This window comes from Leifsonia sp. NPDC056665 (assembly GCF_042791795.1).
Taxonomy (GTDB): domain Bacteria; phylum Actinomycetota; class Actinomycetes; order Actinomycetales; family Microbacteriaceae; genus Leifsonia.
This window is the reverse complement of sequence record NZ_JBHTXK010000001.1, coordinates 265,572-291,963: the sequence shown is the minus strand read 5'-3', so window position 1 is coordinate 291,963 and position 26,392 is coordinate 265,572. Positions and strand designations below refer to the sequence as shown.

The following is a 26,392-nucleotide window of genomic DNA, read 5'->3' as shown; positions in this document are numbered from 1 at the left end:
GTGTACGAGGGCATCGTCCAGGAGCTGATCGACGAGCTGGGCCGGCTCCCCGGCATCGGGCCGAAGTCGGCGCAGCGCATCGCGTTCCACATCCTGCAGACCGAGAGCTTCGACGTCACCCGGCTTGCCGAGGTGCTGCTCGAGGTGCGCGACAAGGTGCGCTTCTGCGAGATCTGCGGCAACGTCTCCGAGCAGCCGACCTGCACGATCTGCCGCGACCCGCGCCGCTCGCCCGACACGATCTGCGTGGTCGAGGAGGCCAAGGACGTCGTCGCCATCGAGCGCACGCGCGAGTTCCGCGGCCTGTACCACGTGCTCGGCGGCGCGATCAGCCCGATCGACGGCGTCGGCCCCGACGACCTCCGCATCCGGCAGCTCATGCAGCGCCTCGCCGACGGCACGGTGCAGGAGGTCATCATCGCGACCGACCCCAACCTGGAGGGGGAGGCCACGGCCACCTACCTCAGCCGCCTGCTGACCACGCTCGAGATCCGGGTCACCCGGCTCGCCTCCGGCCTCCCCGTCGGCGGCGACCTCGAGTACGCCGACGAGGTCACCCTCGGCCGCGCCTTCGAGGGCCGCCGCCAGGTCTCCTGACCCCCATCCCCACACCCCACCCCCATCCGCCGAGGGGCACGTCGTTGTCACTTCTGGGCGTGAAAAGCGACAACAACGTGCCCCTCGACGGTCGCCTGGGCGTTCCGTCACATGGCCGGGCGGGCATATCCCCGGCCGGTAGAATGGTCACTCCCGTGAGTTCTGGAGTGCCTGTGGCCCTGATCGTTCAGAAATACGGCGGCTCGTCCGTCGCCGACGCCGAGAGCATCAAGCGCGTCGCCAAGCGCATCGTCGAGACGCGCAAGGCGGGCAACGAGGTCGTCGTGGCCGTCTCCGCCATGGGCGACACCACCGACGAGCTGGTCGACCTGGCCCACGAGGTCACACCGATCCCCGCGCCGCGCGAACTGGACATGCTGCTCACGGCGGGGGAGCGCATCTCGATGGCGCTGCTCGCGATGTCGATCAAGAGCATGGGCTACGACGCGCGCTCGTTCACGGGCAGCCAGGCCGGCATGATCACCGACGCCCAGCACGGCGCCGCCCGCATCGTGGACGTCACCCCCGGCCGCATCAAGGAGGCGCTGGACGAGGGCGCCATCGCCATCGTCGCCGGCTTCCAGGGCTTCAACCGCGACACCCGCGACATCACGACCCTCGGCCGCGGCGGCTCCGACACCACCGCCGTCGCCCTCGCCGCCGCGCTCGGCGCCGAAGTCTGCGAGATCTACACCGACGTCGACGGCGTGTTCACCTCCGACCCCCGCCAGGTCCCGCTCGCCCGCAAGATCGACCGCATCACCAGCGAGGAGATGCTCGAGCTCGCGGCCGCCGGCGCCAAGGTCCTGCACATCCGCGCGGTGGAGTACGCCCGCCGCCACAACGTGACCCTGCACGTGCGCTCCTCGTTCTCGAACCGGGTGGGCACGTACGTCCTCAACGAAGCAGCAGCGGCCGAGGCCGCGAAGAAGGATGGAATCGTGGAAGAGCCGATCATCTCCGGAGTCGCCACCGATCTGAGCGAGGCGAAGATCACCGTCGTCGGCGTGCCCGACGTCCCCGGCAAGGCGGCGCAGATCTTCAAGATCGTCGCGAAGGCCAACGCCAACGTCGACATGATCGTGCAGAACGTGTCCGCCGCGGCCACCAGCCTCACCGACATCTCGTTCACCCTCCCGAAGTCGGAGGGCCAGCGCGTCCTCACCGCCCTGAACAGCGAGCGCGACGAGGTCGGCTTCCAGGCCCTCCAGTACGACGACCAGATCGGCAAGCTCGCGCTGGTCGGCGCCGGGATGCGGACCAACTCCGGCGTCTCCGCGAAGCTGTTCGAGGCGCTCTACGTCGCCGGCATCAACATCGAGATGATCTCCACCAGCGAGATCCGCATCTCGGTCGTCACCCGCGCCGACACCGTGGCGGAGGCCGCCCGCGTCGTGCACACCGCCTTCGGGCTGGACGGCGACGAGAAGGCGATCGTTTACGCGGGCACCGGCCGCTGAGCCGCTCCGGCCGCCAGCGGGAATGGCCGCCGCCGCCATCCCGTTCCATTCTTCAGACCACGACACCGAAGGACACACCATGAGCGAGACCACTCCCGGCTTCGACATCGCCGTCGTCGGCGCCACCGGCCAGGTCGGCGCCGTGATGCGGCAGCTGCTGGAGGAGCGCGACTTCCCGGTGAAGAGCATCCGCTTCTTCGCGTCGTCTCGCTCGGCCGGCACGAAGCTGCCGTTCCGCGGCGAGGAGATCACGGTCGAGGACGTGGAGACCGCCGACGTCTCCGGCATCGACATCGCCTTGTTCTCGGCCGGCGCCACCGGCTCGAAGGCGCACGCGCCCCGGTTCGCCGAGGCCGGCGCCATCGTCATCGACAACTCCAGCGGCTGGCGGATGGACCCGGACGTGCCGCTCGTGGTCTCCGAGGTGAACCCCGAGGCCATCGACGACGCGCGCAAGGGCATCATCGCGAACCCCAACTGCACCACGATGGCCGCCATGCCCGTGCTGAAGGTCCTGCATGAGGAGGCCGGCCTCCAGCGCCTCATCGTGAGCACTTACCAGGCCGTGTCGGGCTCCGGCCTCGCCGGCGCCGAGGAGCTGGCCGGCCAGATCCGCACCGCGGTGGCCGACGAGAACCTGCTCCAGCTCGTGCACGACGGTTCGTCCGTCGCGATGCCCGAGCCGGTCAAGTACGTGCGCCCGATCGCGTTCGACGTCATCCCGCTCGCCGGCTCGATCGTCGAGGACGGCGCCAACGAGACCGATGAGGAGAAGAAGCTCCGCAACGAGAGCCGCAAGATCCTCGGCCTCCCCGAGCTGCTCGTGAGCGGCACCTGCGTGCGGGTGCCCGTGTTCACGGGCCACTCGCTGTCGATCAACGCCGAGTTCGCGTCGCCGATCAGCCCCGAGCGCGCGACCGAGTTGCTGTCCGACGCGCCCGGCGTGAAGCTCACCGACGTCCCCACCCCGCTGGAGGCCGCCGGCCAGGACCCGAGCTTCGTCGGCCGCATCCGCGCGGACGAGGGCGCCCCGGAGGGCCGCGGCCTCGCCCTGTTCATCAGCAACGACAACCTCCGCAAGGGCGCCGCTCTCAACGCGGTGCAGATCGCCGAACTCGTCGCCGCCCGCCTCGCCTCCCGCGTCGCCGGCTAATCCCTCCGCCGAGGGGCACGTTGTTGTCACTTTCGCGCCCCGAAAGTGACAACAACGTGCCCCTCGTTGGGTTAGGGCGCTGCGGATGTCTTGATGTCGAGACAGATAACTGTGCGACGGTGGGGTGCGAGCCCACTCACCGTAGGATTGTCTGGTGAGCACTGACCCCATCGACGTCGTCCTGATCGGCGGCGGCATCATGAGCGCGACGCTGGGCTCCATGATCCAGCGCGTCCAGCCCGACTGGACCATCCGCATCTACGAGTCCCTTGGCGAAGTCGCCCAGGAGAGCTCGAACCCGTGGAACAACGCAGGAACGGGCCACGCCGCCCTCTGCGAGCTGAACTACATGCCGGAGGCCGCCGACGGCAGCGTCGACCCCGCCAAGGCCATCAGCATCAACGAGCAGTTCCAGCTCAGCCGGCAGTACTGGGCCTCCCTGGTCGCCGCCGGCCACCTGCCCGCCCCGAACACGTTCATCAACGAGACGCCGCACATGACGTTCGTGCGCGGCCGCGACAACGTCCGCTACCTCCGCAAGCGCTACGAGGCGCTCAAGGACCAGCCGCTGTTCGAAGGCATGGAGTACTCGGAGGACCCGGCCACGATCGGCGAGTGGACCCCGCTGCTCACCAAGAAGCGCAACGCCAAGCAGCGCATCGCAGCCACCCGCCAGACCGCGGGCACCGACGTCGACTTCGGCGCGCTCACTCGCGCGCTCGTCGACGACCTGGTCGCGAACGGCGCCGAGCTCGCCCTCAACCACAAGGTGCTCAGCATCAAGCGCACCGCGGACGAGCTCTGGAAGATCAAGGTGCGGCACGAGGTTGGCCACACCCCGCACGAGGCGCTCGCGCGCTTCGTGTTCGTCGGCGCGGGCGGCGGCGCCCTGCACCTGCTGCAGAAGTCCGGCATCCCCGAGATCAAGGGCTTCGGCGGCTTCCCGATCTCCGGCCAGTTCCTCCGCACCTCCAACCCGAAGATCGTCGCGCAGCACCAGGCGAAGGTCTACGGCAAGGCCGCGGTCGGCGCTCCGCCGATGTCGGTCCCACACCTCGACACCCGCGTGGTGGACGGCGAGACCTCCCTGCTGTTCGGCCCGTACGCGGGCTTCAGCCCCAAGTTCCTGAAGAGCGGCAGCTGGTGGGACCTGCCCGGCTCGGTCCGCGCGGGCAACCTCGGCCCGATGCTCGCGGTCGCGCGCGACAACTTCAGCCTCATCAAGTACCTGGTGGGCGAGGTGCTCGCCAACCGCGCCAAGAAGATGAAGGCGCTGCAGGAGTTCATGCCCACCGCGAAGTCGGAGGACTGGGAGCTCATCACCGCCGGCCAGCGCGTGCAGGTGATGAAGAAGGACCCGAAGAAGGGCGGCGTGCTGCAGTTCGGCACCGAGGTGATCGCCTCCGCCGACGGCTCGATCGCCGGTCTGCTCGGTGCGTCCCCTGGCGCGTCGACGGCTGTGCCGATCATGGTCGACCTCCTGAAGCGCTGCTTCCCCGACCGCTACGAGGGCTGGCTGCCGACGCTGAAGCAGCTCATCCCGACGGTCGGCACCACGCTCAACGACCGCCCGAAGGAGGCCGAGCGCGTGCTCGCCGAGACCGCGGCGGTGCTCGACCTGGCGGAGAGCCCCGCCGGTCAGGTCGTCCGGGCCTGACCCCTGATCGTCCGCAGCCGATCCGTACCCTTCGGTACGGATCGGCTGGACAGTCGCGGGCGCGACCTGTTATCGTCGTCCTCGCTATGAAGTGATCACCTCCTCTCGTCCCGCGCCCGAGGCGCCGTCGATCGAGTGAGCGACCCCATAGGTCCTGCGCCGCCTGGTCATCCAGCACCGGGCGCTCCGGCGCACTCATCGCGGAAGTCCGCCCGGCGGGAGCCTGCTCCGTGATGGAGCGCCCGGAAGGTGGTCCACTTTGCCAACACTCACTCTCACTCCACTGCGCGCCGACGGTGTCTCCGTCAGCTACGGCGACCGGCGCGTGCTCTCGGATGTTTCCCTCACCGTGCCTCCCGGCGCCCGCCTCGGCCTGATCGGCGAGAACGGCGCGGGAAAGTCCACGCTGCTGCGTGTGCTCGCCGGCGCCGAGACCCCGGACTCCGGCGTCGTCCAGCGGCCGAAGCGGGTCGGCTTCCTCTGGCAGGAGGTCCGCTTCCGGCCCGACGAGACGCTCGCCACGCTGATCGAGGACGCCCTCACCGAGGTGCGCGCCATCGAGCGCGAGCTGGAGGCCGCGGCGGCGGCGCTCGCGGGGGACGACCCCGCTGCGCACACGCGGTACGACGCCGCCCTCGCGGCGGCCGAGCTCGCCGAGGTGTGGTCGATCGAGTCACGTCGCGACGCGCTCCTCGACGGTCTCGGGGTCGGCGCCATCCCGCTGGCCCGGCGACTGGACGAGGTCTCGGGAGGGCAACGCAGCCGGTTCGCGCTGGCCGCGCTGCTGCTCGGGCGGCCGGAGGCGCTGCTGCTCGACGAGCCGACGAACCACCTGGACGACGCGGCAGCGGCGTTCCTGGAGTCCCAGCTCCTCGGCTGGCACGGTCCGGTGCTCTTCGCGAGCCACGACCGCGCGTTCCTCGACTCGGCGGCCACCGGCCTCCTCGACCTGGACCCGACGCGCACCGGCACGACGGTGTTCGGCGGCGGCTACAGCGCGTACCTCGCCGAGAAGACGGCCGAGCGGCACCGCTGGGAGAAGCAGTACGCCGACGAGCAGGCCGAGCTCGCTGCGCTGAAGCACGCGGTCGACGTGACCGCGCGCTCCATCGCCTGGTCGGGCAAGGTCCGCGACAACGACAAGTTCGTGAAGTCGTACAAGGGCAACACCCTGGACCGCCAGATCAGCCGGCGCGTGCGCAACGCGGACGGGCGGCTGGAGGAGCTGACCAGCTCGCAGGTCCGCAAGCCGCCCAAACCGCTCGGCTTCTCCGGCATCCCCGCGGGGTTCCAGCCCGTCGGCGGGGAGGCCGGGTCGCTGCTGCAGGCGGACGACCTCCATGTTCCCGGCCGGCTGAGGCTCGACCGGTTCGCGGTGGAGGCGCAGTCGCGCGTGCTCGTGACCGGGGCCAACGGTGCCGGGAAGTCGACGCTGCTCTCGGTGCTCGCCGGGCGGATCGTGCCGCTCGTCGGGACGGTGCAGCGCCGGCGCGGCCTGCGAGTGGAGCTCCTGGAGCAGGACGTGCGTTTCGCGGATCCGACGCAGACTCCGCGGCGGATCTACGAGCTGGCGCTGGGGGAGCGGCGCGCGGAGGCCGTCCCGCTCTCGGGGCTCGGCCTGATCGCGCCGCGCGACCTCGACCGGGATGTCGGCGCGCTGTCCGTCGGGCAGCAGCGCCGACTGGCGCTGGCGCTGATCATGGCGCGGCCTCCGCACGTGTTCCTGCTGGACGAGCCGACCAACCACCTCTCGCTCACGCTGGCGACCGAGCTGGAGGCCGCCCTCGGCGGATACCCCGCCGCTGTCGTGGTGGCGAGCCACGACCGGTGGCTGCGCGAGCGCTGGACGGGGGAGGTGGTGTCGCTGCGGAGCGCCACGCTGCGCGACGCTTGACGAAGTTTCGAACATATGTTCGAATAGTCCCATGAGGTGGAGCGGGCAGGAGCTGGCGGTGGAGACGCCGTCGGCCCTGCCCGGTCTCGCCCGGCTGAACAACCTGGTGCGGTCGGTGCGCACGCCGGAGTTCGCGGGCATCACGTTCCACGAGATCCTCGCCAAGTCGGCGCTCAACAAGATCCCGGGCGGGGGAGGGCCGATGCCCTTCGGGTGGACGATCAACCCGTACCGCGGCTGCTCGCACGCCTGCGTGTACTGCTTCGCGCGTCCCACACACAGCTATCTGGAGCTCGACCAGGGCAAGGACTTCGACCAGGAGATCATCGTCAAGGTCAACGTGGCCGACGTGCTGCGCACGGAGCTGACGAAGCCGAGCTGGGGCCACCACCCGGTGGCGCTCGGCACCAACACCGACCCGTACCAGCGGGCGGAGGGGCGCTATGCGCTCATGCCCGGCATCATCGACGCGCTGACCGACTCCGGCACGCCGTTCAGCATCCTCACCAAGGGGTCGCTGCTCCGGCGCGACCTCGACCGGCTGGCGGAGGCGGCGAAGCGGGTCCCCGTCGACCTCGCGATGTCGATCGCTGTCTACGACGACGAGCTCCAGCAGTCGGTCGAACCGGGAACGCCCACGACCAAGGCGCGGCTGGCGACCGTCACCGCCGTCCGCGAGCACGGCCTCGACTGCGGGGTGTTCCTGATGCCGATCCTGCCGTACCTCACGGACACGCGGGCGCATCTGGACGATGCGCTGCGCCAGGCGAAGGAGGCCGGAGCCACCAGTGTCCTTTACACCGCGCTGCACCTGAAGCCCGGGGTCAAGGAGTGGTACTACCTGTGGCTGGGGCGGGAACATCCGGAGCTGCTGCCCCAGTACCGCAGCATGTACGGCCGAGGCACGTACGCGCCCAAGGAGTACCGCACGTGGCTTGCGGCGCGGATCAAGCCGCTCATCCGAGCACACCGGCTCGAGCGCGGGCGGGAGGATCCGCTGACCGGGGGCGTGCGGTCGTCGGCGCTCGGGATGCTGCGCGACGGCGAAGGGGAGCGGCGCGTGGCGGATCGGGTGGCGCCCGAGGAGGTCGCGCCCGAGTCGGCGCTGGTGACGCTCGGGGTGCAGCCGACGTTGTTCTGAGGGGTCACGCACTCCCACGGGGTACAACACGCCGATCCGCCCGGGGTACACAGCGGGCAGGGTTGCTGCCATAATCCCCACTGGGAGGCCGCCGACGCGCGATTTCCCACCGACGCCTCCACCGTCGGTCCCTCTCGCGCCGAAGGAGTCCGGTGTCGCTCGGCCTTCCCAGCCACCTCTCCAGGCAGGCGAACTCCCGCGCGCTGGCCACGGCGGCGCGCTGGGCCGCGCTGGTCTGCCTGGTGATGGCCGCGATCAACGTCGCCGTGTCGACGGTCGGCGGGACCACCGGCGCCGCCTCCTGGATCAGCACCCTCGTGCTGCTGCCGATGATCGCGCTGCTCCTCCTGCTGTCGCGCGGCCGGACCGTCCTGCTCACCCTCGTCTACCTGCTCGTCGGCGCGGTCTGCACCTACTTCTACGTCTACCTGATCTTCGACAGCACCCCGGCGTATCAGGACACCAACCTGCTCGTCGTCGCACTCCCCGTCGTCGCGATGACCCTGGTCGGCGGGACCGGCACCGGCTCGCTCATCGGCGTGCTGTGGGCCACTCTCGGGTTCGCGCTCGCGGAGACCGCCGTGTTCCTCGGGGCGACAGCGGCCGGGCGGGTCTTCCGGCCAGACGCTATCTCGCTGAGCGCCTACCTGCTGCTGGTCGGCGTGCTCGCCTTCGACGGGCTCACCCGCGGCTCGCGCTCGCGGACGCAGGGCGCCATCCACCGCGCCGTCCGCGACGCGCGGCTCGTCGACCTGCGGCGCGAGCTGCTCGCGGAGTCCACGGCCGACCTCCACGACACTGTGCTCAGCGAGCTCGTCGCCGTCGCCGCCGCGGAGCCGGGGGAGCTGCCCGCGCGGCTCCGGCAGCGCATCGAGTCCGACCTCCACCGGCTCGGCGGCGCCGGGATGCCCGCCGACGACCAGACGCCCACCGATGAGGACCCCTGGTACGACAGCGAACTGCGCCGGGCCATTGAGGACGCGCGCGACGAGGGCATCGCCATCGACGTCTCCGGAGAGCGGGAGGCCGTCGCGCTCCTGACCGTCGACGCCCGCCGTGCGGTGGGCCTCGCCGTCCGCCAGTGCCTGGTCAACGTGCTGAGGCACTCCGGCAGCGCGACCGCCGAGGTCGCGTTCTCCTGCGGCGACGCCTCCGTCTCGGTCATGGTCGTCGACGGCGGTCGCGGCTTCGCGGCGGCCGGCGTCCAGGGCGGCGACCGGCTGGGCCTGCGCCAGTCGGTGCACGACCGGATCAGCAAGGTCGGCGGCTCGGTCACCGTCTACTCCGCCGAGGACGTCGGGACGACCGTGATCATGACGCTCCCGGTCTCGGAGGCGGCATGAACCAGGTGCTGTCCGAGACCATCGTCCACTACCGGTCGCTGCCCGTCGAGCGCACGCCGCAACGCCTGGACCCGCTCGGCGTGCAGTCCGCCTGGCTCCTCGTCCCGCTGCTCGGCGCCGTCGCGGTCGCCTACGCGGTGTTCTCCACATTCCTTCACCACGCCCAGTTCCGCAGTCCCGCCCTCGCGGTCTGGGCCATCGCCGTGCTGCTCCTGGCCGTCGTCGTCGCGACGATCCGCACGCACCCCGGCCTCGCGCCGGTGGGGCTGTGGTCGCACCTGGCGATCATCGGCGTCGCCGTCGCCGCAGCCTGTCTCTTCGCCGCGTCGGTCTGGGGCCACAACCAGCGCATCCAGGACGACTGGGGTCAGATCGCTGTCGCCCTCCTGCTGACGGCGATGCCGCTGTACCGTCCCGTCGGCGAAGTGCTCACCGTCGCCGCCGTCGCCGCCCTCGTGCTCGGCGCGCTCGCCGCCGCGCAGGGGAGGTCGCTGCTCATCACGAACCACCCGCTCGTCTACGCGACCGTCGCCGCGACGCCGGTGCTCGCCCTGGCGTTCGGCGGCGCGGGCTACGCGTGGACGATGACCGGCGAGACGCTCCGCTGGCGGGAGGTCGCCAGGGCGGGTCAGCTCCGCCTCGAGGCGGAGCTGCGGCAGGTCGCCGCGCGGATGGTCGCGCAGGAGCGCGCGACGGCGCTGAACGCCGAGGCTGTCCCGTTCCTGACCGCACTGGCCGCCCGCGGTGTCATCACCGAGGAGGACAGGCAGCTCGCGCGCAGCATCGCTGAGCGGCTCCGCGCGTCAGCCGTGGAGGCCGTCGACCGCAGCTGGCTGGCCGAGACCGTCGCGCTCGCCCTCTCCCGGCGAGGCGCGGGCGCAGAGGCGGACCGCCGCTCCCGCGTGCACGACCCCGACCGGCTCGAACAGGTGCTGAGCGAGGAGCAGCGCGCGGTCGTCGGCGCGCTCATCGGGACCGTCGCCGACCTCCCAGGACTCGACGCCGACAGCCTGGCCGTGACGGTGGAGCAGCCAGGCGCCCCGGTCTTCCTCCTCACCGCCCAGGTCGCCGAGCCGCGGCGCCTGCTCCGCTCCGCCCTCGTCCCATACCTCAGCGCGCTGCAGTCGGTGTCGATGGTGGCGTCCATGCGCGTTCGCGCAGGCGGGCTCACCGTCCGCTTCGCCTATCCTGAGAGGCGAGCACCATGAGCACCAGCACAGCACATCCCGGATCCGCGGCGACCCCGATCCGGCTCGCCATCCTCGACGACCACGAGATCCTCCTCGACAGCCTCGCCGCCTGGATCGACCGGAACGCCCCCGACTTCGACCTGGTCGTGCGCGCGGGGAGCTGGCTGGAGCTCGTCCACAGCGACGCGTTCCCGACCGATCTGGTCATCATGGACCTCCAGCTCCGCGAGTCCGTGTCGATCGGCGCGCGCGTGCGCACCTGCCGGGCGGCCGGCGCGAAGGTGGTCGTTTTGAGCGCCGTCGACACGCAGGAGGACCGCGACGCCGCGCTCGCCGCAGGCGCGGTCGCCTACGTCACGAAGACGCAGCCGATGGCCGAGCTCATCGGCGCAGCTCTCTCCGCGATGGGCCGCGACAGCGCGTCGGGGCGGCAGGAGCCCGCGCCCGCCTGGCGTCCGCGCCCGACGGTCCCTGAGGCCTCCCGCCCCAAGCTCAGCGACGGCGAGCGGCAGGCGCTCGTGCTCTACGCCGACGGCCGCACGACCTCCGAGGTGGCCCGCGCGATGAACGTGCAGTACGAGACGGCCAAGACGTACTTGCGCCGCGTCCGCGAGAAGTACGGCAAGGTCGGGAGGCCCACGAGCTCGCGCGCGGACCTCATCCGCCGCGCCGCGGAGGACGGCTACCTCACCTGAGGCTCCGGCGCCCGCATAGGATTGCTCCGTGGCAAAACTGTATTTCCGCTACGGCGCGATGAACAGCGGCAAGAGCACCGCGATGCTGCAGGCGGCGTACAACTACGAGGAGCGCGGGCACAGGGTGCTGCTAGCCAAGCCGGCGATCGACACCAAGGGCGACATGGGCATCCTGTCGCGGCTCGGGGTGACCAGGCAGGTGGACTACCTGATCGCGCCGGAGACCGACGCGTACGGACGCTTCCAGCAGCACCGCGAGCGCACGCTCAAGCGCTTCGGCCGCGACGTCAGCGCGCTCCTGGTCGACGAGGCGCAGTTCCTCACCGAGGCGCAGATCGACGACCTGCTCCGGATCGCGCTGCTGGACGACGTGCCGGTGCTCGCCTACGGCATCCGCACCGACTTCCAGACGGTCGCATTCCCCGGCAGCAGGCGCCTCCTGGAGGTCGCCCACAGCCTCGAGGAGCTGAAGACCATCTGCCGCTGCGGCCGCAAGGCGATCTTCAACGCCCGCAAGATCGACGGCGTCTTCGTCTTCGACGGCGACCAGGTCGCCATCGACGGCGCCTCGGTCAGCTACGAGGCGCTGTGCGGCAACTGCTACCTCGACGAGAGCCAGGGCGTGCTGAACAACGGCCGCCGGCACTGGCCCGCCTCCACACCGACCGCCTACGACACCGAACCGGACCCGGACTTCACCTGATGCGCATCTCCGTCATCGGCGTCGGCTACCTCGGAGCCGTCCACGCCGCAGCCATGGCCGACCTCGGCCACACCGTCGTCGGCGTCGACGTGGACGAGGCGAAGATCGCCGCCCTCTCCGAAGCGCGCGCGCCGTTCTTCGAGCCGGGCCTTCCGGACGTCCTCGCCTCCGCCACCGCGAGCGGGCGGCTGCGGTTCACCACCGACTTCGCCGCCATCGCCGACTCCGACGTGCACTTCGTCGCCGTCGGCACGCCGCAGTCCGCGGAGGGCGACGCCGCCGACCTCCGATTCGTGGACGCCGCCTTCGACTCCCTCCTGGAGCACGTCTCGCCCGGCGACGTGATCGTCGGCAAGAGCACCGTCCCGGTCGGCACGGCCTCCCGGCTCGCGGAGCTCGTCGCCGAGCGCGTGCCCGGCGCGACGCTCGCCTGGAACCCGGAGTTCCTCCGCGAGGGCTTCGCCGTCAAGGACACCGTGAGTCCCGACCGGCTCGTCTACGGCGTGCCGGAGGGCGAGCAGGGCGCGCGGGCCGCACGGATCCTCGACGAGGTGTACGCGGCAGCGGTGGCGAACGGCACGCCGGTCATCGTCACCGACTACGCGACGGCGGAGTTGGTGAAGGTCGCGGCGAACGCGTTCCTGGCCACGAAGATCTCGTTCATCAACGCGATGGCCGAGATCGCGGAGGCCACCGGCGCCGATGTGACGCAGCTCGCGGACGCGATCGGTCACGATGCGAGGATCGGGCGGCGCTTCCTCAACGCGGGCGTCGGCTTCGGCGGCGGCTGCCTGCCGAAGGACATCCGTGCGTTCAGCGCCCGCGCCCGGGAGCTCGGCCGCGGCGACTCGGTCAAGTTCCTGGACGAGGTGGACAAGATCAACCTGCGCCGCCGCGAACGCGTTGTCGAGCTGGTGCGCGAGGAGACCGGCGCCCTCGACGGCGTTCGCGTCGCCGTGCTGGGCCTGGCCTTCAAGCCGCACTCGGACGACATCCGCGACTCGCCGGCCCTGGACATCGCCGTGCGGCTCGCCGAGGGCGGCGCGATCGTCACGGCGACCGATCCGGAGGCCAACGCGAACGCACGCCGCCGCGCTCCGCAGCTCACCTACGTGGGGTCGGCGGCCGAGGCCGCAGCGGATGCGGACATCGTCGTGCTGATCACCGAGTGGCCGGAGTTCACCGGGATCGACCCGGAGGAGCTGGGCGCGCTGGTCTCGCATCGCCGGGTCATCGACGGCCGCAACGCGCTCGACGCGGAGCGGTGGCGCGCTGCCGGCTGGCAGTTCCGCGGACTCGGACGCTGACACCGCCGACGTGCCCCCATTTGGGGTACGAAAGGGGCTGCTGAATAAACTGAGGATTTGTTACCTTTATCCTCATGGCGACTGGTCTCTCGCACCAAGACGCGCCGCCGCGACCCGCGGCCCCGCCGTTCGAGGCGCGCCGCCGCCGCCGGAGCCGCCGCGGTCGCAGCCTCATCCTCGCCCTGATCGTCGTCGCCGGCCTGGTCCTCCTCGCCATCGCGTGGATCGGCCTGAGGGGATTCCTGGCCCAGCAGGAGCTCAATGCCGCCGTGCCGGACGTGAAGGCCGTCCGTGCCGCCGTCGCGGAGAGCGACACCGCCGGGGCCGCGTCGGCCGCCGCCGAGCTGCAGAAGCACGCGCACGCCGCGGTGTCGCTCACCAGCGACCCCGTCTGGCAGCTCGCGGAGGGCATCCCGTGGGTGGGCGCGAACCTGTCGGCGGTGAGCACCATCTCCCGGGCCACCGACGCCGTGGCGTCCGAGGTCATCAAGCCCCTCGTCTCGATCGCGGGCTCGGTGGACCCGCGCACACTGCACCTGTCGAACGGCAAGCTGGACCTCGCGCCCATCGTGGCCGCCCAGCCCGTGATGGCCAAGGCGCAGACGGCCTTCGACACGGCCAGGAGCGACATCGGGTCGATCGACCGGAGCAGTGTGATCAGCCCGATCGGGTCGGCCGTCACCAAGATGCGCACCCTGATGGCGGAGGTCGCCCCCGACCTGCAGGCCGTCGACAACACCGTCCGGCTCCTGCCGGGGATGCTCGGAGCGGACGGCCCCCGGTCGTACCTGATCGTCGCGCAGAACCCCGCCGAGCTCCGTGCCACCGGCGGTCTCATCGGCTCGATCGCGCTCGTCAACGCGGACAAGGGCGCTGCGGCGCTGTCCACCGAGGTGGCCGGGACCTCCATCGGGCCGTGGCCGACGCCCGTCTTCGATGTGCCGGAAGCGACCTCCGGCCTCTACGGCCCGCTGGTCGGCCGGTACCTCCAGGACGTCAACTTCACCCCCGACTTCCCGCTCGCGGCGCGGACGGCCGCAGCGATGTGGGTGAAAACGCACGGCGGAGTGGTCGACGGCGTCATCACCGTCGACCCGGTCGTCCTGAGCGCGATGCTGAAGGCGACCGGGCCCGTCGCGCTGCCCTCCGGCGACGTGCTGACCTCCGCCAACGCCGTGCCGCTCCTCCTCAGCGGCATCTACGCGCGCTATCCCGACGCTCCGCAGAAGCAGGACGCCTTCTTCAGCAAGGCGGCGACGGCCGTGTTCGACCGCGTCATGAGCGGGGTCGACGGCGCGGCGCTGGTGAAGGCGCTCGCGGCCTCCGGGACCTCGCAGCGCATCCAGATCTGGAGCTCGCACCCGTCGGAGCAGTCGATCCTGCAGACCACGACGCTCGCCGGCGCCCTGCCGGTGTCGACGCCGGAGACCGCCGCCCTCGGCGTCTACTTCAACGACGCCACCGGCTCGAAGATGGACTACTACCTCCGTACGTCGGTGGGCGCGGGCGCCGCGGTGTGCCGTGCCGACGGGAAGGTGACCTCGATGCTGGAGGTCACCCTCACCAACAGCGCGCCGGCGAACGCCGCGACCGCTCTTCCGGCCTATGTCACGGGAGCCGGGTCCTATGGCGTCCCGCCCGGCGAGATCAAGACGCGGATCGCCTTCTACGGGCCCGATCAGGGGCTCCTCGCAGAGGTGAAGAGCAAGGGCGTGGACATTCCGTCCGTCGCGGGCACGGACAGCGGGCGCCCGGTCGCGGTCGTGGAGGTGCTGCTCGCGCCTGGCCAGTCGAAGACGGTCGACGTGCAGTTCCTCGGCACCGCGCAGTGGGCTCCCGGCTATACGGTCGACGTCACCCCGACGCTGAAGGGGGACGGCTCGACCCCCGATGTGGGGGCACGGCCCGCGGTCGCAAGGATTGCCGTGCCATGTTCCTCCGTCGTAAAGTGAGCATTAATCATTAATGCCCGACGCACTCGCCGGGCGAGGGGAAGGCGTACCCGAATGTTGAAGAAGATCCTGGCGGCGGCAGCCGTCACCGCGGCGCTGCTCCTCGCGGCGCCCGCGGCCGCGAATGCCGTGTCGTACCCGAGCGGCGCACCCTGCACGTTCGACGTGAGCGTCACCCAGGCCGGACACACCGCGACCCTCACGTGCATCCCGGGCACCTGGGCGGACGGGGAGAGCATCACCTGGGTCGGCAGCGGCTCGAACGGCTCCGGCATCGTCATGGCGAGCTCGGTGACGTTCAGCAAGCACTCCAACTCGGACGGCAGCGACGTGCTCCACGTCACTCTCCCCTCCGACGCGACGGGCGTGTACACGATCACCGGCACCGGCGCCACGAGCGGCCACGTCTGCTCCGCGTCGCTCACGGTGACGCCGGCCGACGCGACCTCCTCGACCATCAACGATCCGGGCAGCTCGGGCCTCGCCGACACCGGCTCCGTGATCGCCGAGTGGTCGATCTGGGTCGGCGGCGGCCTCCTGGTCATCGGCCTGGTGAGCGTCGCAGTCGCGGCGTGGATGCGGAAGGTGCGATCGTCCTGACCTGACCGGGCCCGTCCGTGACGGGCCCGCCGGAATGGCGGGAGGGCGGCAGCGGTTGCCCTCCCTGTGACCTCCACCAGCATCCCCCTCAACGTCCTCGACCTCGCCAGCAGGCCCGCCGGCGGCAGCAACGCCGACGCAGTAGCCGGGACGGTCCGCCTCGCACAGCAGGCGGAGCGTCTCGGCTATCGGCGTTTCTGGGTGGCGGAGCACCACGGGATGCCGGCGATCGCCTCAAGCGCGCCGGCCGTCCTGATCGCGGGCGTCGCAGCGGCCACCGAGCGCATCCGGGTCGGCTCGGGCGGAGTGATGCTCCCCAATCACGCCCCGCTCGTCGTCGCGGAGCAGTTCGGCACCCTCCGCGCGCTGTACGGCGACCGCATCGACCTCGGCATCGGCCGCGCGCCCGGCACCGACGGCGCGACCGCGATGGCCCTGCGCCGCAGCACGGAAGGCCTCGGGGTGGACGACTTCCCCCAGCAGCTCCTCGACCTGTTCGGCTTCTTCTACGGCGGCATGAGCGACGCGAACCCGCTGCACGGCATCACCGCTGTGCCGGGCCTCGGCGACGCCCCGCAGGTCTGGCTGCTCGGCTCCAGCGGCTACAGCGCCCAGGTCGCAGCGGCCCTCGGCCTCCCGTTCGCGTTCGCCCACCACTTCGCGGGAGAGAACACGGAGGCCGCCTTGGACCTCTACCGCTCGCGCTTCGAGCCGGGGGAGCAGCTCGCCGAGCCGCACGCCATGATCGCCGTGAACGTGGTGTCGGACGACGACCCGGAGCAGGTGCGAGCGCTGTCCCTGCCCGGCCAGCTCTCGTTCCTGCGGATGCGCCGCGGCCTCAAGCCGCAGCCGGTGAGCGTCGAGGAGGCTCTCGCCTACGAGTTCAGTCCCGCCGAGGAGGAGTTCATCGCCGCCCGCAACGCCCGCCAGGCGATCGGGACTCCGGACCACGTGAAGGTACGCCTCGACGCGCTGGTCGCCTCGACCGGGGCTGACGAGCTGATGGTCTCCTCGGGAGCAGCGACGGTGGAGGGCCGCATCCGCTCCCTGGAGATCGTGGCGGGGCTGTACCCGGCCGCGTGACGGCCTCCATGACCGCCTCCATGGCGGACCGTGACGGACCATGACGGCCCGAGGGGCGCTCTGGAAGGGCCGGGGGTAGCGTTGGGCCCGTTCCTGACCTACACAGCCCCGACCGACAGAGCCCCGACCCACACGGTCCCGACCCCACCCAGCGAAGGCGGTACCCCAATGGCACGCACACCCCACGTCGTCGGCGTGAGCGGCAGCCCCACCGCGCCCTCCCGCACGACGGTCCTCGTGGACGAGGTCACACGCTCGTTCGCGGAGGCGACCGGCGGGACCGCCACGACCATCGAGCTGGCGCCCCTGCTCGGCGAGCTGGGCGCCGCCCCGTTCCGCAGCGGCCTGAGCCCGCGGGTTCAGGAGGCGCTGCAGACGGTGGAGGCCGCCGACGTCATCGTGGTGGGCTCACCGGCCTACCGTGCCACCTACACGGGCCTCTTCAAGCTCTTCTTCGACCACATCGGCCAGTACGCGCTGGTCGACAAGCCGATCGTCCTCACCGCGACCGGCGGCAGCGACCGCCACGCCCTGCTGGTGGAGCACCAGATGCGCCCGCTGTTCGGCTTCTTCCAGTCGCTGACGCTGCCGCTGGGCATCTACGCGAGCGAGTCCGACTTCACGGACTACACGATCTCCTCCGAGGATCTCCGCGGACGCATCAACACGACGGTGTCGCGCACGCTGCCCCTGATCCGCTCGCACATCGACCCGGAGTCGCTGTACGCGACGGTGGATTTCGCGCGGCCTGACGCGTTTTGACCTACGGACGACAAGAGCCGGTTCGAATCATCGAACCGGCTCTTGTTTTGGGTCGGGGTGACAGGATTTGAACCTGCGGCCTCTTCGTCCCGAACGAAGCGCGCTACCAAGCTGCGCCACACCCCGGTGGCCCGAAGGCCTCATCTAGGATACACGAGCGCGGGGGGTGCGAATGACCACGAGGCTCACTCCGACGCCGTCAGTGTGACCAGCGTCGCCTCCGGCCGGCATGCGAAGCGCACCGGCGCGTAGATCGACGTCCCGAGCCCCGCCGACACGTTGAGGTAGGCCGCCCGGAACGCGTGCCGCCAGATGCTCAGCCCCTTGACCTGGGAACGCGGGATGTCGCAGTTCGTGACGAGCGCGCCGAAGCCGGGGACGCACACCTGACCGCCGTGCGTGTGGCCCGCGAAGATCATCGAGGCGCCGTACGTGACGAACGCGTCGAGCACCCGCCGGTACGGGGCGTGCACCACCCCGAGCGTGACCGTGGGGCGCTCCGTGCGCGGCTCGTCCGCCGGCCACATGGCGTCGTCGGAGTACGGGTCGTCCTCGCGCAGCTCGTCCAGGGCGCCGGGGATGGCCTCCACGCGGTCGGCCTGGATGTGCGGGTCGTTGACGCCGAAGAACTCGAGGTGCGTCCCGCGGATGTCGAGGGCGCCGGCGGCGTTGTTGAGGTTCAGCCAGCCGAGGCTCCGGAAGTACTCGGTGAGCGCCTTGTCGTCGAGGCGGGGAGCCGTCGACGAGTGCCGCTTCGACGGGCCCAGGAAGTACTTGAACGGGTTCTTGAGCTGCGGGCCGTAGTAGTCGTTCGAGCCGTGAACGAAGACGCCGGGGATGCCGTGGAACGCGTCGAACGCGGCGCGGATGCCCTCCAGGCCGTTCTCGTGGCTCAGGTTGTCGCCCGTGTCCACGATGAGGTCCGGCTGGAATCGCGCGAGCCGGCGCAGCCACTCCTGCTTGTCGGTCTGCCACGGCGCCATGTGCAGGTCGGACAGGTGCAGCACCCGGATCGGCTCGGCGCCCGCCGGCAGCACCGGGACGCTCACCTCGCGCAGCGTGAACGCGCGACGCTCCACAAGCGAGCCGTACGCGAACGCGGCTGCGCCCGCGCCGGCGAGCACCGCGAGTGCGGTGCCCACCGGCCGGAAGCGTGAAGCGCCGGGCACTAGCCGCCCGCTCCCGGTCCGGGAGTGGGGGTGCTCTTCTGCAGCGTGAGGGTGACCTGGGTGCCGGCCTTCGCGGCCGTTCCCGCACCGGGGTCCATCGCCTGGACGACGTCGTCGGGGGAGGCCCCGCCGCCGACCTTCGCGACGAAACCGGCCGCCGCCAGGGCCGCCTGCGCCGCCGACAGCTTCTGACCGATGACGTTCGGGATGGCGACGAGCGACCCGTTGCTGGTGTAGATCGTGATGACGGTTCCCTTGCCGACCTGGGAGCCCGCGGGCGGGTTGGTCGACGCGACCGTCCCTGCAGGTGCGGCGGAATCCTGCGGGCCGCCGTCCGCGCTATCCAGGCCAAGGCCGGTCAGGATGGTCTTCGCCTCGTCGGGCGACTTGCCGGTGAGGTCGGGGACTGCGACCTGGACGCCCTGCACGAGCTTGCTCGGCGGCGCCTTGAACGGGTCGCCGCCGTACTTGCCCACCGCGGCCGACATCATCAGCTTCATCACGGTCGAACGCAGTTCTGCGGGAGTCTTCCCGTGGGTCGGACGCGTGGCTCGCATGTCCTGGTGACCGGTGACGTTGCCAACCCAGTAGGCGCCTGCGACCTTGGTGGTGGCTGCGACAAGCCAGAGCTGCTCGTTGTTCTCCGTCGTACCGGTCTTGCCGAGCATGTCCTTACCGGTGACGTTCATTCCGCTCGCGGTGCCGCCGCCCTGAAGCGGTCCCTGGAGGCCCTTCGCCATCGCGTTGGCGATAGCCGGGTCGATCGACTGCGTGCACTTGCTCGCCGGCGCCGCGATCTCCTTGCCGTCGCCGCTCACGATCTTGTCGATCGCGATCGGTGTGCAGGTCATCCCGTTGTTCGCGATTCCGGCGAACGCCGTGGCCATCGTCAGCGGCGCGATGTTGTTGGTGCCGAGCACCGACGCGGGCGTGGTGCCCAGCGGTGTGCCGGTCGCGGTGTGGACGCCGAAGGCCTCCGCTTCATTTCGGATCTGGCAGAGGTCGAGCTGAGACGCCATCGCGATGAACGCCGTGTTGATGGAGTTCGTCGTCGCGTTCTGGACGGTGCGGATACCCTCCTCGCCCTGGGAGTCATTGGTCGGACGGTAGGTGCCGGTCCAGTCACCGTCGCACGTGTCCTTGAACTTCGTGTAGGTGCGGATGTTCGCGTTCACGGTCTCGTTGAGCGAGTGCCCCTGCTTGAGCCACTCGGCGAGCGTGAACACCTTGTAAGTCGATCCCACCTGGAATCCGCCCGAGCCGCCATAGGCGTAGTCGGTGGCGTAGTTGATGCTGGTGTACTGCGCGCCGGAGTTGAGGACCTCCGGGTCCTGGCTGTACTGCTTGTTCTGCGCCATGTAGAGCACGCGGCCGGTGCCCGGCTGGACGCCGACCAGCACGCCGCCGATGTCGACCTTGTAGACCTGCGGCACGTACGACGCGAGCGTGTCCTCCGCGACCTTCTGCAGGTCCATGTCGAGCGACGTGTAGATCTTGTAGCCGCCGCGGTTGAAGTTCGCCGTGCGGGTGTCCAGGTCCTTGCCGAACGACGGGTCGTTGAGGATGATCCTCTGCACGTAGTCGCAGAAGTACGCCGCCCCTCCCGCGGTCTGGCAGCCGCGCGCCGAGGGCGTGATCACCGGCTGGATCGGGGTCTTGAGCGCGACGTCGTACTGCGCCTTGGTCAGCTTCTTGTACTCGTACATCTTGCCGAGGATGTAGTCGCGACGCTCTTTGTTCTTGGCGTAGCCGTCCTTGGCGCCGTTCGTCTCGGAGTCGGGGTTGTCGATCTTCAGGCCGGTCGGCTCGTTGACGATCGCGACCAGGCTCGCGGCCTGCGCGGGGGTCAGCGCGGCGGCCGTGGTGTTGTAGTAGTAGCGGGCCGCGGCCTCGATGCCGTAGACCGAGCCGCCGAAGCCGGCGATGTTGAGGTAGCCCTCGAGGATCTGGTCCTTGGTATACTTCTTCTCCAGGCCGATCGCGAACTTCATCTCCTTGACCTTGCGGTCGGGGGTGACGCCCGTCGAGTCGTCGACGCAGGACTGGTACGCCTTCTTCTCCGCGTCGGTCTTGACCGGGAGGGCCTCGCACTTCTGCAGCAGCACGTTCTTGACGTACTGCTGGGTGATCGAGGAGCCGCCCTGCACTCCGCCGCCGGAGACCGTCGACAGCACACCGCGCATGGTGCCCTGGATGTCGACGCCGCCGTGGCTGTAGAACCGCGGGTCCTCACCGGCGATGGCGGCGTCCTTGACCGCCTGCGACATCTGGTCGAAGCCGACCGGCAGGCGGTTCTGGGAGTAGAAGGTCGCGAGTGCGACGTCGGAGCCGTCCGACGCCTTTGCGTAAATCGTGGTCGGCTGGGCGAGCTGACCGATCTGGAGGTACTCGGGAAGACTCTCGAACACACCGATACCGTTGTTGGCGGCCATGCCGGTCACGGCGATGGCGGGGGTGACGGCAGCGGTGACCAGAAGACCGGCCACGGCACTCATGCCGACGAACGCGCCGACTGCTCCGAGCACACCTCTAGCCTGTGGTTTTTGCGCAGACATAGGATCAGAGTAGGCGATGAAGCTGATAAACCCCCCGAATGAAAAGAGCACCATGCTGCGCTGGGAATACCTTACGACTCCTCTCATGATCCATAACACGGCCGCCATCCTCAACAACTGGGGTTCGGAGGGGTGGGAGTTGGTGCAGGTGGTGACCGGCCCCGAGGGTGGTCTGGTCGCCTACCTCAAGCGTCCAGTGCCGGCCGAGGACGCCGCCTGATGGGCGCCGTCGAGGCACGCCTGGCCGAGCTCGGGATCGACCTCCCGGACGTCGTGCCGCCCGTCGCCGCCTACACGCCGGCCGTCGTCGACGCCGGCCACGTCTACACCTCGGGTCAGCTCCCGATGGTCTCCGGCGCCCTCCCGGCGACCGGCAAGGTCGGCGACGGCCACGGCCTCGTCCCGGCCGACGACGCCAAGGAGTACGCCCGCATCTGCGCGCTCAACGCGCTCGCCGCGGTCAAGAGCGTCATCGGCTCGCTCGACCGCGTGACCCGGGTCGTGAAGGTCGTGGGCTTCGTCGCCTCCGACCCGTCGTTCACCGGCCAGCCCGGCGTGATCAACGGCGCGTCCGAGGTGCTCGGCGAGATCTTCGGCGACGCCGGCGTCCACGCCCGCTCCGCGGTCGGCGTCGCGGTCCTGCCGCTCGACGCGCCCGTCGAGGTCGAGATCATCGTCGCGTTCGAGTAGAAGCCGCGCAAACGGGAACCGCCGCGGATCGCACTGGTCCGCGGCGGTTCTTCGTGTCTGGTTCTGAGGCGGCGGCTCCTAGGTGAGCTTCGCCTGGATGGAGCTCATCACGGCCGTGTCGGCGAGCGTGGTCGTGTCGCCGACCTCCCGGCCCTCCGCGACGTCCTTCAGCAGGCGGCGCATGATCTTTCCGGAGCGGGTCTTGGGCAGCTCCGTCACGATGAAGATGTCGCGCGGGCGGGCGATCGCGCCGATCTGCTCGGAGACGTGCTTGCGCAGCTCCGCCGCGACGTCGATCGACTCGGCGGTCTCGAGCTGGTTCTGCTTGATGATGACGAACGCGACCACGGCCTGGCCGGTCGTCTCGTCCGCCGCGCCGACCACCGCGGCCTCCGCCGTGAGCGGGTGCGCGACCAGCGCGGACTCGATCTCGGCCGTGGAGAGGCGGTGGCCCGAGACGTTCATCACGTCGTCCACGCGGCCCATGAGCCAGATCTCGCCGTCCATGTCGTAGCGGGCTCCGTCGCCGGCGAAGTACTTGTCGCCGAACTTCGACCAGTACGTCTCCACGAAGCGGTCCGGGTCGCCCCAGATGCCGCGCAGCATGCTCGGCCACGGCTCGGTGACGACGAGGAGGCCGCCCTGATCCTTGCCGACCGGCACGCCCGCCTCGTCGAGGATGTCGATCGAGATGCCCGGCAGCGGAACCTGCGCGCTGCCCGGCTTGAGCGTGGTCACGCCGGGGAGCGCGGAGACCATGATCGCCCCGGTCTCGGTCTGCCACCAGGTGTCGACGACCGGGGTGGAGCCGCCGCCGATGACGTCGCGGTACCACATCCACGCCTCGGGGTTGATCGGCTCGCCCACCGAGCCGAGCACGCGCAGGCTCGACAGGTCGAACTTCTGCGGGTGCTGGCGCCCGATCTTCATGAAGGAGCGGATGGCGGTCGGCGCCGTGTAGAAGATCGAGACCTTGTACTTCTCGATGATCTCCCACCAGCGGCCGGGGTGCGGCGTCTCCGGGGTGCCCTCGTACAGCACCTGGGTGGCTCCGTTGGCGAGCGGACCGTAGACGACGTACGTGTGGCCGGTGATCCAGCCGACGTCGGCGCTGCACCAGTAGACGTCGGACTCCGGGTGGAGGTCGAAGACGTTCTTGTGCGTGAACGCGGCCTGGGTCAGGTAGCCGCCCGAGGTGTGCAGGATGCCCTTCGGCTTCCCGGTCGTGCCGGACGTGTAGAGGATGAAGAGCGGGTTCTCGGCGGGGAAGGCCTTGGCGACGTGGTCGGCGTCGACGAGTGCGATCTCGTCCTGCCACCACAGGTCGCGGCCCTCGGTCCAGGCGACCTCGTTCTCGCCACGCTTGACGACGAGCACGTGCTCGACCGTCGACTCGCCGTTCGCGAGCGCCGCGTCGACGGCGTCCTTGAGCGGGAAGACCCGGCCCTTGCGCCAGCCGCCGTCGGCGGTGATCACGAGCTTGGCGGAGGCGTCGTCGATGCGCGACCGGAGGGATTCGGCGCTGAAGCCGCCGAAGACGACGGAGTGGACCGCGCCGATGCGTGCGACGGCCAGCATCGCGATGACGGCCTCCGGGATCATCGGCAGGTAGATCGCGACGCGGTCCCCGGCCCGGATGCCCAGGCTCGTGAGCAGGTTGGCCGCCTTCTTGACCTCCGCGGTCAGCTCGGCGTACGTGATCGAGCGGGTGTCGCCCGGCTCGCCCTCCCAGTGGATGGCGACGCGGTCGCCGTTGCCGGCGATGACGTGGCGGTCGAGGCAGTTGTAGGCCACGTTGAGCTCTCCGTCGTCGAACCACTTCGCGAAGGGAGGGTTCGTCCAGTCGAGAGTGCGCGTGAAGGGGGTGTGCCAGTGCAGGAGGTCGCGCGACTGGTCGGCCCAGAATCCGAGCCTGTCGTCCGAGGCGCGTTCGTAGAGATCGGCCGTCGCCACCGCGTTCGCGGCGAACTCCTCGCTGGGCGCGAACCGCCGGGCTTCGTGCAGCAGATTGTCGATTGTGTTGCTCATGGGGAGTCTTTTCGCTCCTTCGCGATGCTGGTGTTCGAGTCGTGGCGCGACAATCCCTGACTCTACAACCAGCGGGTGACGGCCTCCGAGCAGACTTGCGTTTGCATTGATTCTGCGTAAACTAGGCAGCGGCCGAATGACAAATTCTGGCGTGCGGCGCAATCGATTCCCCCCAATCATGCGCCGCAGTGGCCGCACCTGTTCCCCCCAATAGGTGCGGCCCCCCTTTTTTTTAACCTGGCGACTCACGCTTGGTTCTTCTCGTGGACTTGTCCACGACCGGCTGTGGACGACGCGGGTTCTCCACCAATCTGCGGCGCCGGCCCCGGATGTTCTTCGGGCTTCGTAGCGTCGAGGTCATGAGGAATTCAAGCCAGTGGATCACGCCGTCGATCGCGACGGTCCCGCAGCCGTCACAGCTCGCCCCGCCCGTGCCGAGGACATCGCCGCCTCCCGTGCGCGCGGCGCCCGCCCCCGACATCTGGGACACGTTCGGCCCCCTCGCTCCGTACCTGATGCGCGAGGGCGTCACCGACCTCTTCGTCACCGGCGACGGCGTCCTCTGGTCCGACGGCGGCCCGCGCGGCCTCCACCGGGTCGACGGCTGGACGGTCGACGCGCACGCCGCACGCCGGCTGGCCACGCGGCTGATCGCCACCGGCGGCAGGCACATCGACGAGGCCACGCCGTTCGTCGACGTGAGGCTCTCCGGCGGGGTCCGCGTCCACGCAGTGCTCCCGCCCATCTCGACGGGAGGGACCCTGTTGTCGATCCGCGTCCCCGCACCCGCTGCTCTCACGATGGACGACCTGGTCCGGGCCGGTTCGCTGACCGCCGATGGCGCGACGCTGCTCCGAACGGCGGTGTCCGCCCGGACGAACATCCTGGTGACCGGCGCCGGTGGTGCGGGCAAGACGACACTGCTGGCGGCCGTCCTGGCGAACGCGCCGCCCGCCGAGCGCATCGTGCTCATCGAGGACGTCGCCGAACTCCGCGTCGCGCACCCGCACGTCGTCGGCCTGCAGACCCGCCAGCCGAACCTCGAAGGCGCCGGCGGCGTCGGACTCCGCAGACTGGTGCGGGAGGCGCTGCGGATGCGGCCGGACCGGCTCGTCCTCGGCGAGTGCCGCGGCGAGGAGGTCGCCGACCTGCTGTCCGCCCTGAACACCGGACACGACGGCGGCGCCGGCACCCTCCACGCCAACTCGCTGGGCGACGTCCCCGCCCGGATGGAGGCCTTGGGCGCGCTGGCCGGCCTGGACGACATTGCGACAGCGCGCCAGACGATCAGCGCGATCGGACTGATCGTCCACCTCGAGCGCTCGGGAGACCGCCGCCAGGTCGCCGGCTTCGGCCGGTTCACGACGACCCCGGACGGACGACTAGCGGTGCTGCCGCATGAGTGAGCGACGCCGGGCCGCCCGCGATCGAGCCGGCCGCCCCGCCGACGACCTCCTGTCGGGCTCGGTGGAGGCGCTCGCCGTGCTCCTCGACGCAGGCATCTCGCCCCGGTCGGCGTGGGAATACGTGGCCGCGGAGGCGACGCATCCCGCTGTCGTCCGGGCGGCGACGCTCGTCGCGGCGGGAGTCCCGCCGTCCGAGGCGCTGGCCGCGGCGGCCCGTCGGGGCCGGATGGGCGCTGGGACAGACGGGAAGGCTGAGATCGGCCCGGCCGGCGGCGGAGATGCCGGGGTAGCAGCCGTCGCGGCGGCGTGGGCCGTCGCGGAACACGCGGGCGCCTCGCTCGCGCCTGCGTTGCGCGGCGCGGCCGAGGCCCTGCGCGATCGGGCCGGAGCGGAACGCGACATCGCCACCGCGCTGGCCGGCCCGCGCGCGACGGCACGGCTGATGTCGTGGCTGCCGGTCGTCGGGGTCGTCATGGCCTACGCGATCGGCGTCGACGTGATCGGCACGCTGGTCACCGGACCGCTCGGCTGGATCGCGGCCGGGTCCGGGTGCGGTCTGCTCATCGCCGGGCGGTCCTGGACGCGCACGCTGGTCCGGTCGGCTTCGCGGGCCGGGCCGGTCTCGGGCATCCAGCACGACCTGACGGCGATCGCGCTCGCCGGGGGCATGTCGGTACCGGCCGCACGGGAGACGATCGAGCAGGTCGCGCGACGCATCGGCCTCGACGCGGTGGTGGACGACGACGCGTCCGTCGACAGGGTGCTCCGCATCGCGGAGCGGGCTGGAGCGCCGGCGATCGAACTCCTGTCCGCCGAAGCCCGGCAGCAGCGGCGGACCGCTCGCGCGGAGGGCCGGCGCCGGGCGGAACTGCTCGCCGTGCGGCTGCTGCTCCCGCTCGGCGTGTGCGTGCTGCCCGCCTTCGTGCTCCTGGGGGTGGTGCCCGTCGTCCTCGGGATGATGTCCTCCACCTTCGGCGGCCTCACCTGAGTTGTCCACAGATTCGGGA

Annotated in this window: 22 protein-coding genes and 1 tRNA gene; 19 read left to right on the top strand and 4 right to left on the bottom strand. The window is 70.6% G+C overall.

Going from position 1 to position 26,392, the window contains the following annotated elements; translation table 11 throughout:
• From recR to msuE, 15 genes are all read left to right on the top strand, one after another.
• Window positions 1-597 (top strand): recombination mediator RecR, encoded by a 597-nt coding sequence (gene recR / locus ACFQ9V_RS01240; protein WP_370056432.1) that lies wholly within the window; start codon window positions 1-3, stop codon window positions 595-597.
• Between the two features lie 173 nt (window positions 598-770).
• A complete protein-coding gene (locus ACFQ9V_RS01235) occupies window positions 771-2,057 on the top strand; it encodes an aspartate kinase (protein WP_382457547.1) in 1,287 nt (428 codons plus the stop codon).
• 79 nt (window positions 2,058-2,136) lie between these two features.
• Window positions 2,137-3,210, top strand: a complete 1,074-nt coding sequence (locus ACFQ9V_RS01230) for an aspartate-semialdehyde dehydrogenase (protein WP_382457365.1) — start codon at window positions 2,137-2,139, stop codon at window positions 3,208-3,210.
• Between the two features lie 154 nt (window positions 3,211-3,364).
• Window positions 3,365-4,867 carry a malate:quinone oxidoreductase gene (locus ACFQ9V_RS01225; protein ID WP_382457364.1) on the top strand — a complete coding sequence of 501 codons (1,503 nt, stop codon included), beginning with the start codon at window positions 3,365-3,367 and terminating at the stop codon, window positions 4,865-4,867.
• A 259-nt stretch (window positions 4,868-5,126) separates the two neighbouring features.
• On the top strand, window positions 5,127-6,761 hold the full coding sequence (locus tag ACFQ9V_RS01220) for an ABC-F family ATP-binding cassette domain-containing protein (RefSeq protein WP_382457363.1): 1,635 nt from the start codon (window positions 5,127-5,129) through the stop codon (window positions 6,759-6,761).
• 31 nt (window positions 6,762-6,792) lie between these two features.
• Entirely contained in the window at window positions 6,793-7,902 is a 1,110-nt protein-coding gene (locus ACFQ9V_RS01215; protein WP_382457362.1) for an Rv2578c family radical SAM protein, read from the top strand.
• 152 nt (window positions 7,903-8,054) lie between these two features.
• Window positions 8,055-9,245: a sensor histidine kinase gene (locus ACFQ9V_RS01210; protein WP_382457361.1), complete on the top strand. Its 1,191-nt coding sequence runs from the start codon at window positions 8,055-8,057 to the stop codon at window positions 9,243-9,245.
• Entirely contained in the window at window positions 9,242-10,453 is a 1,212-nt protein-coding gene (locus tag ACFQ9V_RS01205; RefSeq protein ID WP_382457360.1) for a hypothetical protein, read from the top strand. The genes ACFQ9V_RS01210 and ACFQ9V_RS01205 overlap by 4 nt, the downstream gene beginning before the upstream one ends.
• On the top strand, window positions 10,450-11,130 hold the full coding sequence (locus tag ACFQ9V_RS01200; protein WP_382457359.1) for a response regulator: 681 nt from the start codon (window positions 10,450-10,452) through the stop codon (window positions 11,128-11,130). The genes ACFQ9V_RS01205 and ACFQ9V_RS01200 overlap by 4 nt, the downstream gene beginning before the upstream one ends.
• Before the next feature lie 28 nt (window positions 11,131-11,158).
• Window positions 11,159-11,833 (top strand): thymidine kinase, encoded by a 675-nt coding sequence (locus ACFQ9V_RS01195; RefSeq protein WP_345836861.1) that lies wholly within the window; start codon window positions 11,159-11,161, stop codon window positions 11,831-11,833.
• Window positions 11,833-13,140, top strand: coding sequence for a UDP-glucose dehydrogenase family protein (locus ACFQ9V_RS01190; protein ID WP_382457358.1), 1,308 nt, complete (start codon window positions 11,833-11,835; stop codon window positions 13,138-13,140). Before ACFQ9V_RS01195 ends, ACFQ9V_RS01190 begins: the two co-directional genes overlap by 1 nt.
• Window positions 13,141-13,214: 74 nt before the next feature.
• A complete protein-coding gene (locus ACFQ9V_RS01185) occupies window positions 13,215-15,092 on the top strand; it encodes a DUF4012 domain-containing protein (RefSeq protein WP_382457357.1) in 1,878 nt (625 codons plus the stop codon).
• Window positions 15,093-15,146: 54 nt separating this feature from the next.
• Window positions 15,147-15,692 (top strand): hypothetical protein, encoded by a 546-nt coding sequence (locus tag ACFQ9V_RS01180; RefSeq protein ID WP_382457356.1) that lies wholly within the window; start codon window positions 15,147-15,149, stop codon window positions 15,690-15,692.
• A 66-nt stretch (window positions 15,693-15,758) separates the two neighbouring features.
• The gene (locus ACFQ9V_RS01175) at window positions 15,759-16,775 is read left to right on the top strand and encodes an LLM class flavin-dependent oxidoreductase (protein WP_382457355.1); all 1,017 of its coding nucleotides are present in this window, start codon (window positions 15,759-15,761) and stop codon (window positions 16,773-16,775) included.
• 168 nt (window positions 16,776-16,943) lie between these two features.
• Window positions 16,944-17,537: an FMN reductase gene (gene msuE / locus ACFQ9V_RS01170; RefSeq protein ID WP_382457354.1), complete on the top strand. Its 594-nt coding sequence runs from the start codon at window positions 16,944-16,946 to the stop codon at window positions 17,535-17,537.
• Window positions 17,538-17,589: 52 nt separating this feature from the next.
• Here the strand turns inward: msuE and ACFQ9V_RS01165 are convergent.
• From ACFQ9V_RS01165 to ACFQ9V_RS01155, 3 genes are all read right to left on the bottom strand, one after another.
• Window positions 17,590-17,663, bottom strand: a tRNA-Pro gene (locus ACFQ9V_RS01165).
• Between the two features lie 59 nt (window positions 17,664-17,722).
• Complete coding sequence (locus tag ACFQ9V_RS01160) at window positions 17,723-18,679, bottom strand: metallophosphoesterase (protein ID WP_382457353.1); 957 nt, start codon at window positions 18,677-18,679, stop codon at window positions 17,723-17,725.
• A 26-nt stretch (window positions 18,680-18,705) separates the two neighbouring features.
• On the bottom strand, window positions 18,706-21,231 hold the full coding sequence (locus ACFQ9V_RS01155) for a transglycosylase domain-containing protein (protein ID WP_382457352.1): 2,526 nt from the start codon (window positions 21,229-21,231) through the stop codon (window positions 18,706-18,708).
• An 82-nt stretch (window positions 21,232-21,313) separates the two neighbouring features.
• Here ACFQ9V_RS01155 and ACFQ9V_RS01150 point away from each other — a divergent pair, with 82 nt between their 5' ends.
• Window positions 21,314-21,481, top strand: a complete 168-nt coding sequence (locus tag ACFQ9V_RS01150) for a DUF4177 domain-containing protein (protein WP_219732693.1) — start codon at window positions 21,314-21,316, stop codon at window positions 21,479-21,481.
• Window positions 21,481-21,951, top strand: coding sequence for a RidA family protein (locus ACFQ9V_RS01145; RefSeq protein WP_382457351.1), 471 nt, complete (start codon window positions 21,481-21,483; stop codon window positions 21,949-21,951). Before ACFQ9V_RS01150 ends, ACFQ9V_RS01145 begins: the two co-directional genes overlap by 1 nt.
• Before the next feature lie 78 nt (window positions 21,952-22,029).
• Here ACFQ9V_RS01145 and acs read toward each other — a convergent pair whose 3' ends face one another.
• The gene (gene acs / locus ACFQ9V_RS01140; protein ID WP_382457350.1) at window positions 22,030-23,979 is read right to left on the bottom strand and encodes an acetate--CoA ligase; all 1,950 of its coding nucleotides are present in this window, start codon (window positions 23,977-23,979) and stop codon (window positions 22,030-22,032) included.
• Between the two features lie 359 nt (window positions 23,980-24,338).
• Between acs and ACFQ9V_RS01135 the strand changes: the two genes are divergently transcribed.
• Complete coding sequence (locus ACFQ9V_RS01135; protein WP_382457349.1) at window positions 24,339-25,385, top strand: TadA family conjugal transfer-associated ATPase; 1,047 nt, start codon at window positions 24,339-24,341, stop codon at window positions 25,383-25,385.
• On the top strand, window positions 25,378-26,373 hold the full coding sequence (locus ACFQ9V_RS01130) for a type II secretion system F family protein (protein ID WP_382457348.1): 996 nt from the start codon (window positions 25,378-25,380) through the stop codon (window positions 26,371-26,373). Before ACFQ9V_RS01135 ends, ACFQ9V_RS01130 begins: the two co-directional genes overlap by 8 nt.
• Window positions 26,374-26,392: the final 19 nt, after the last annotated feature.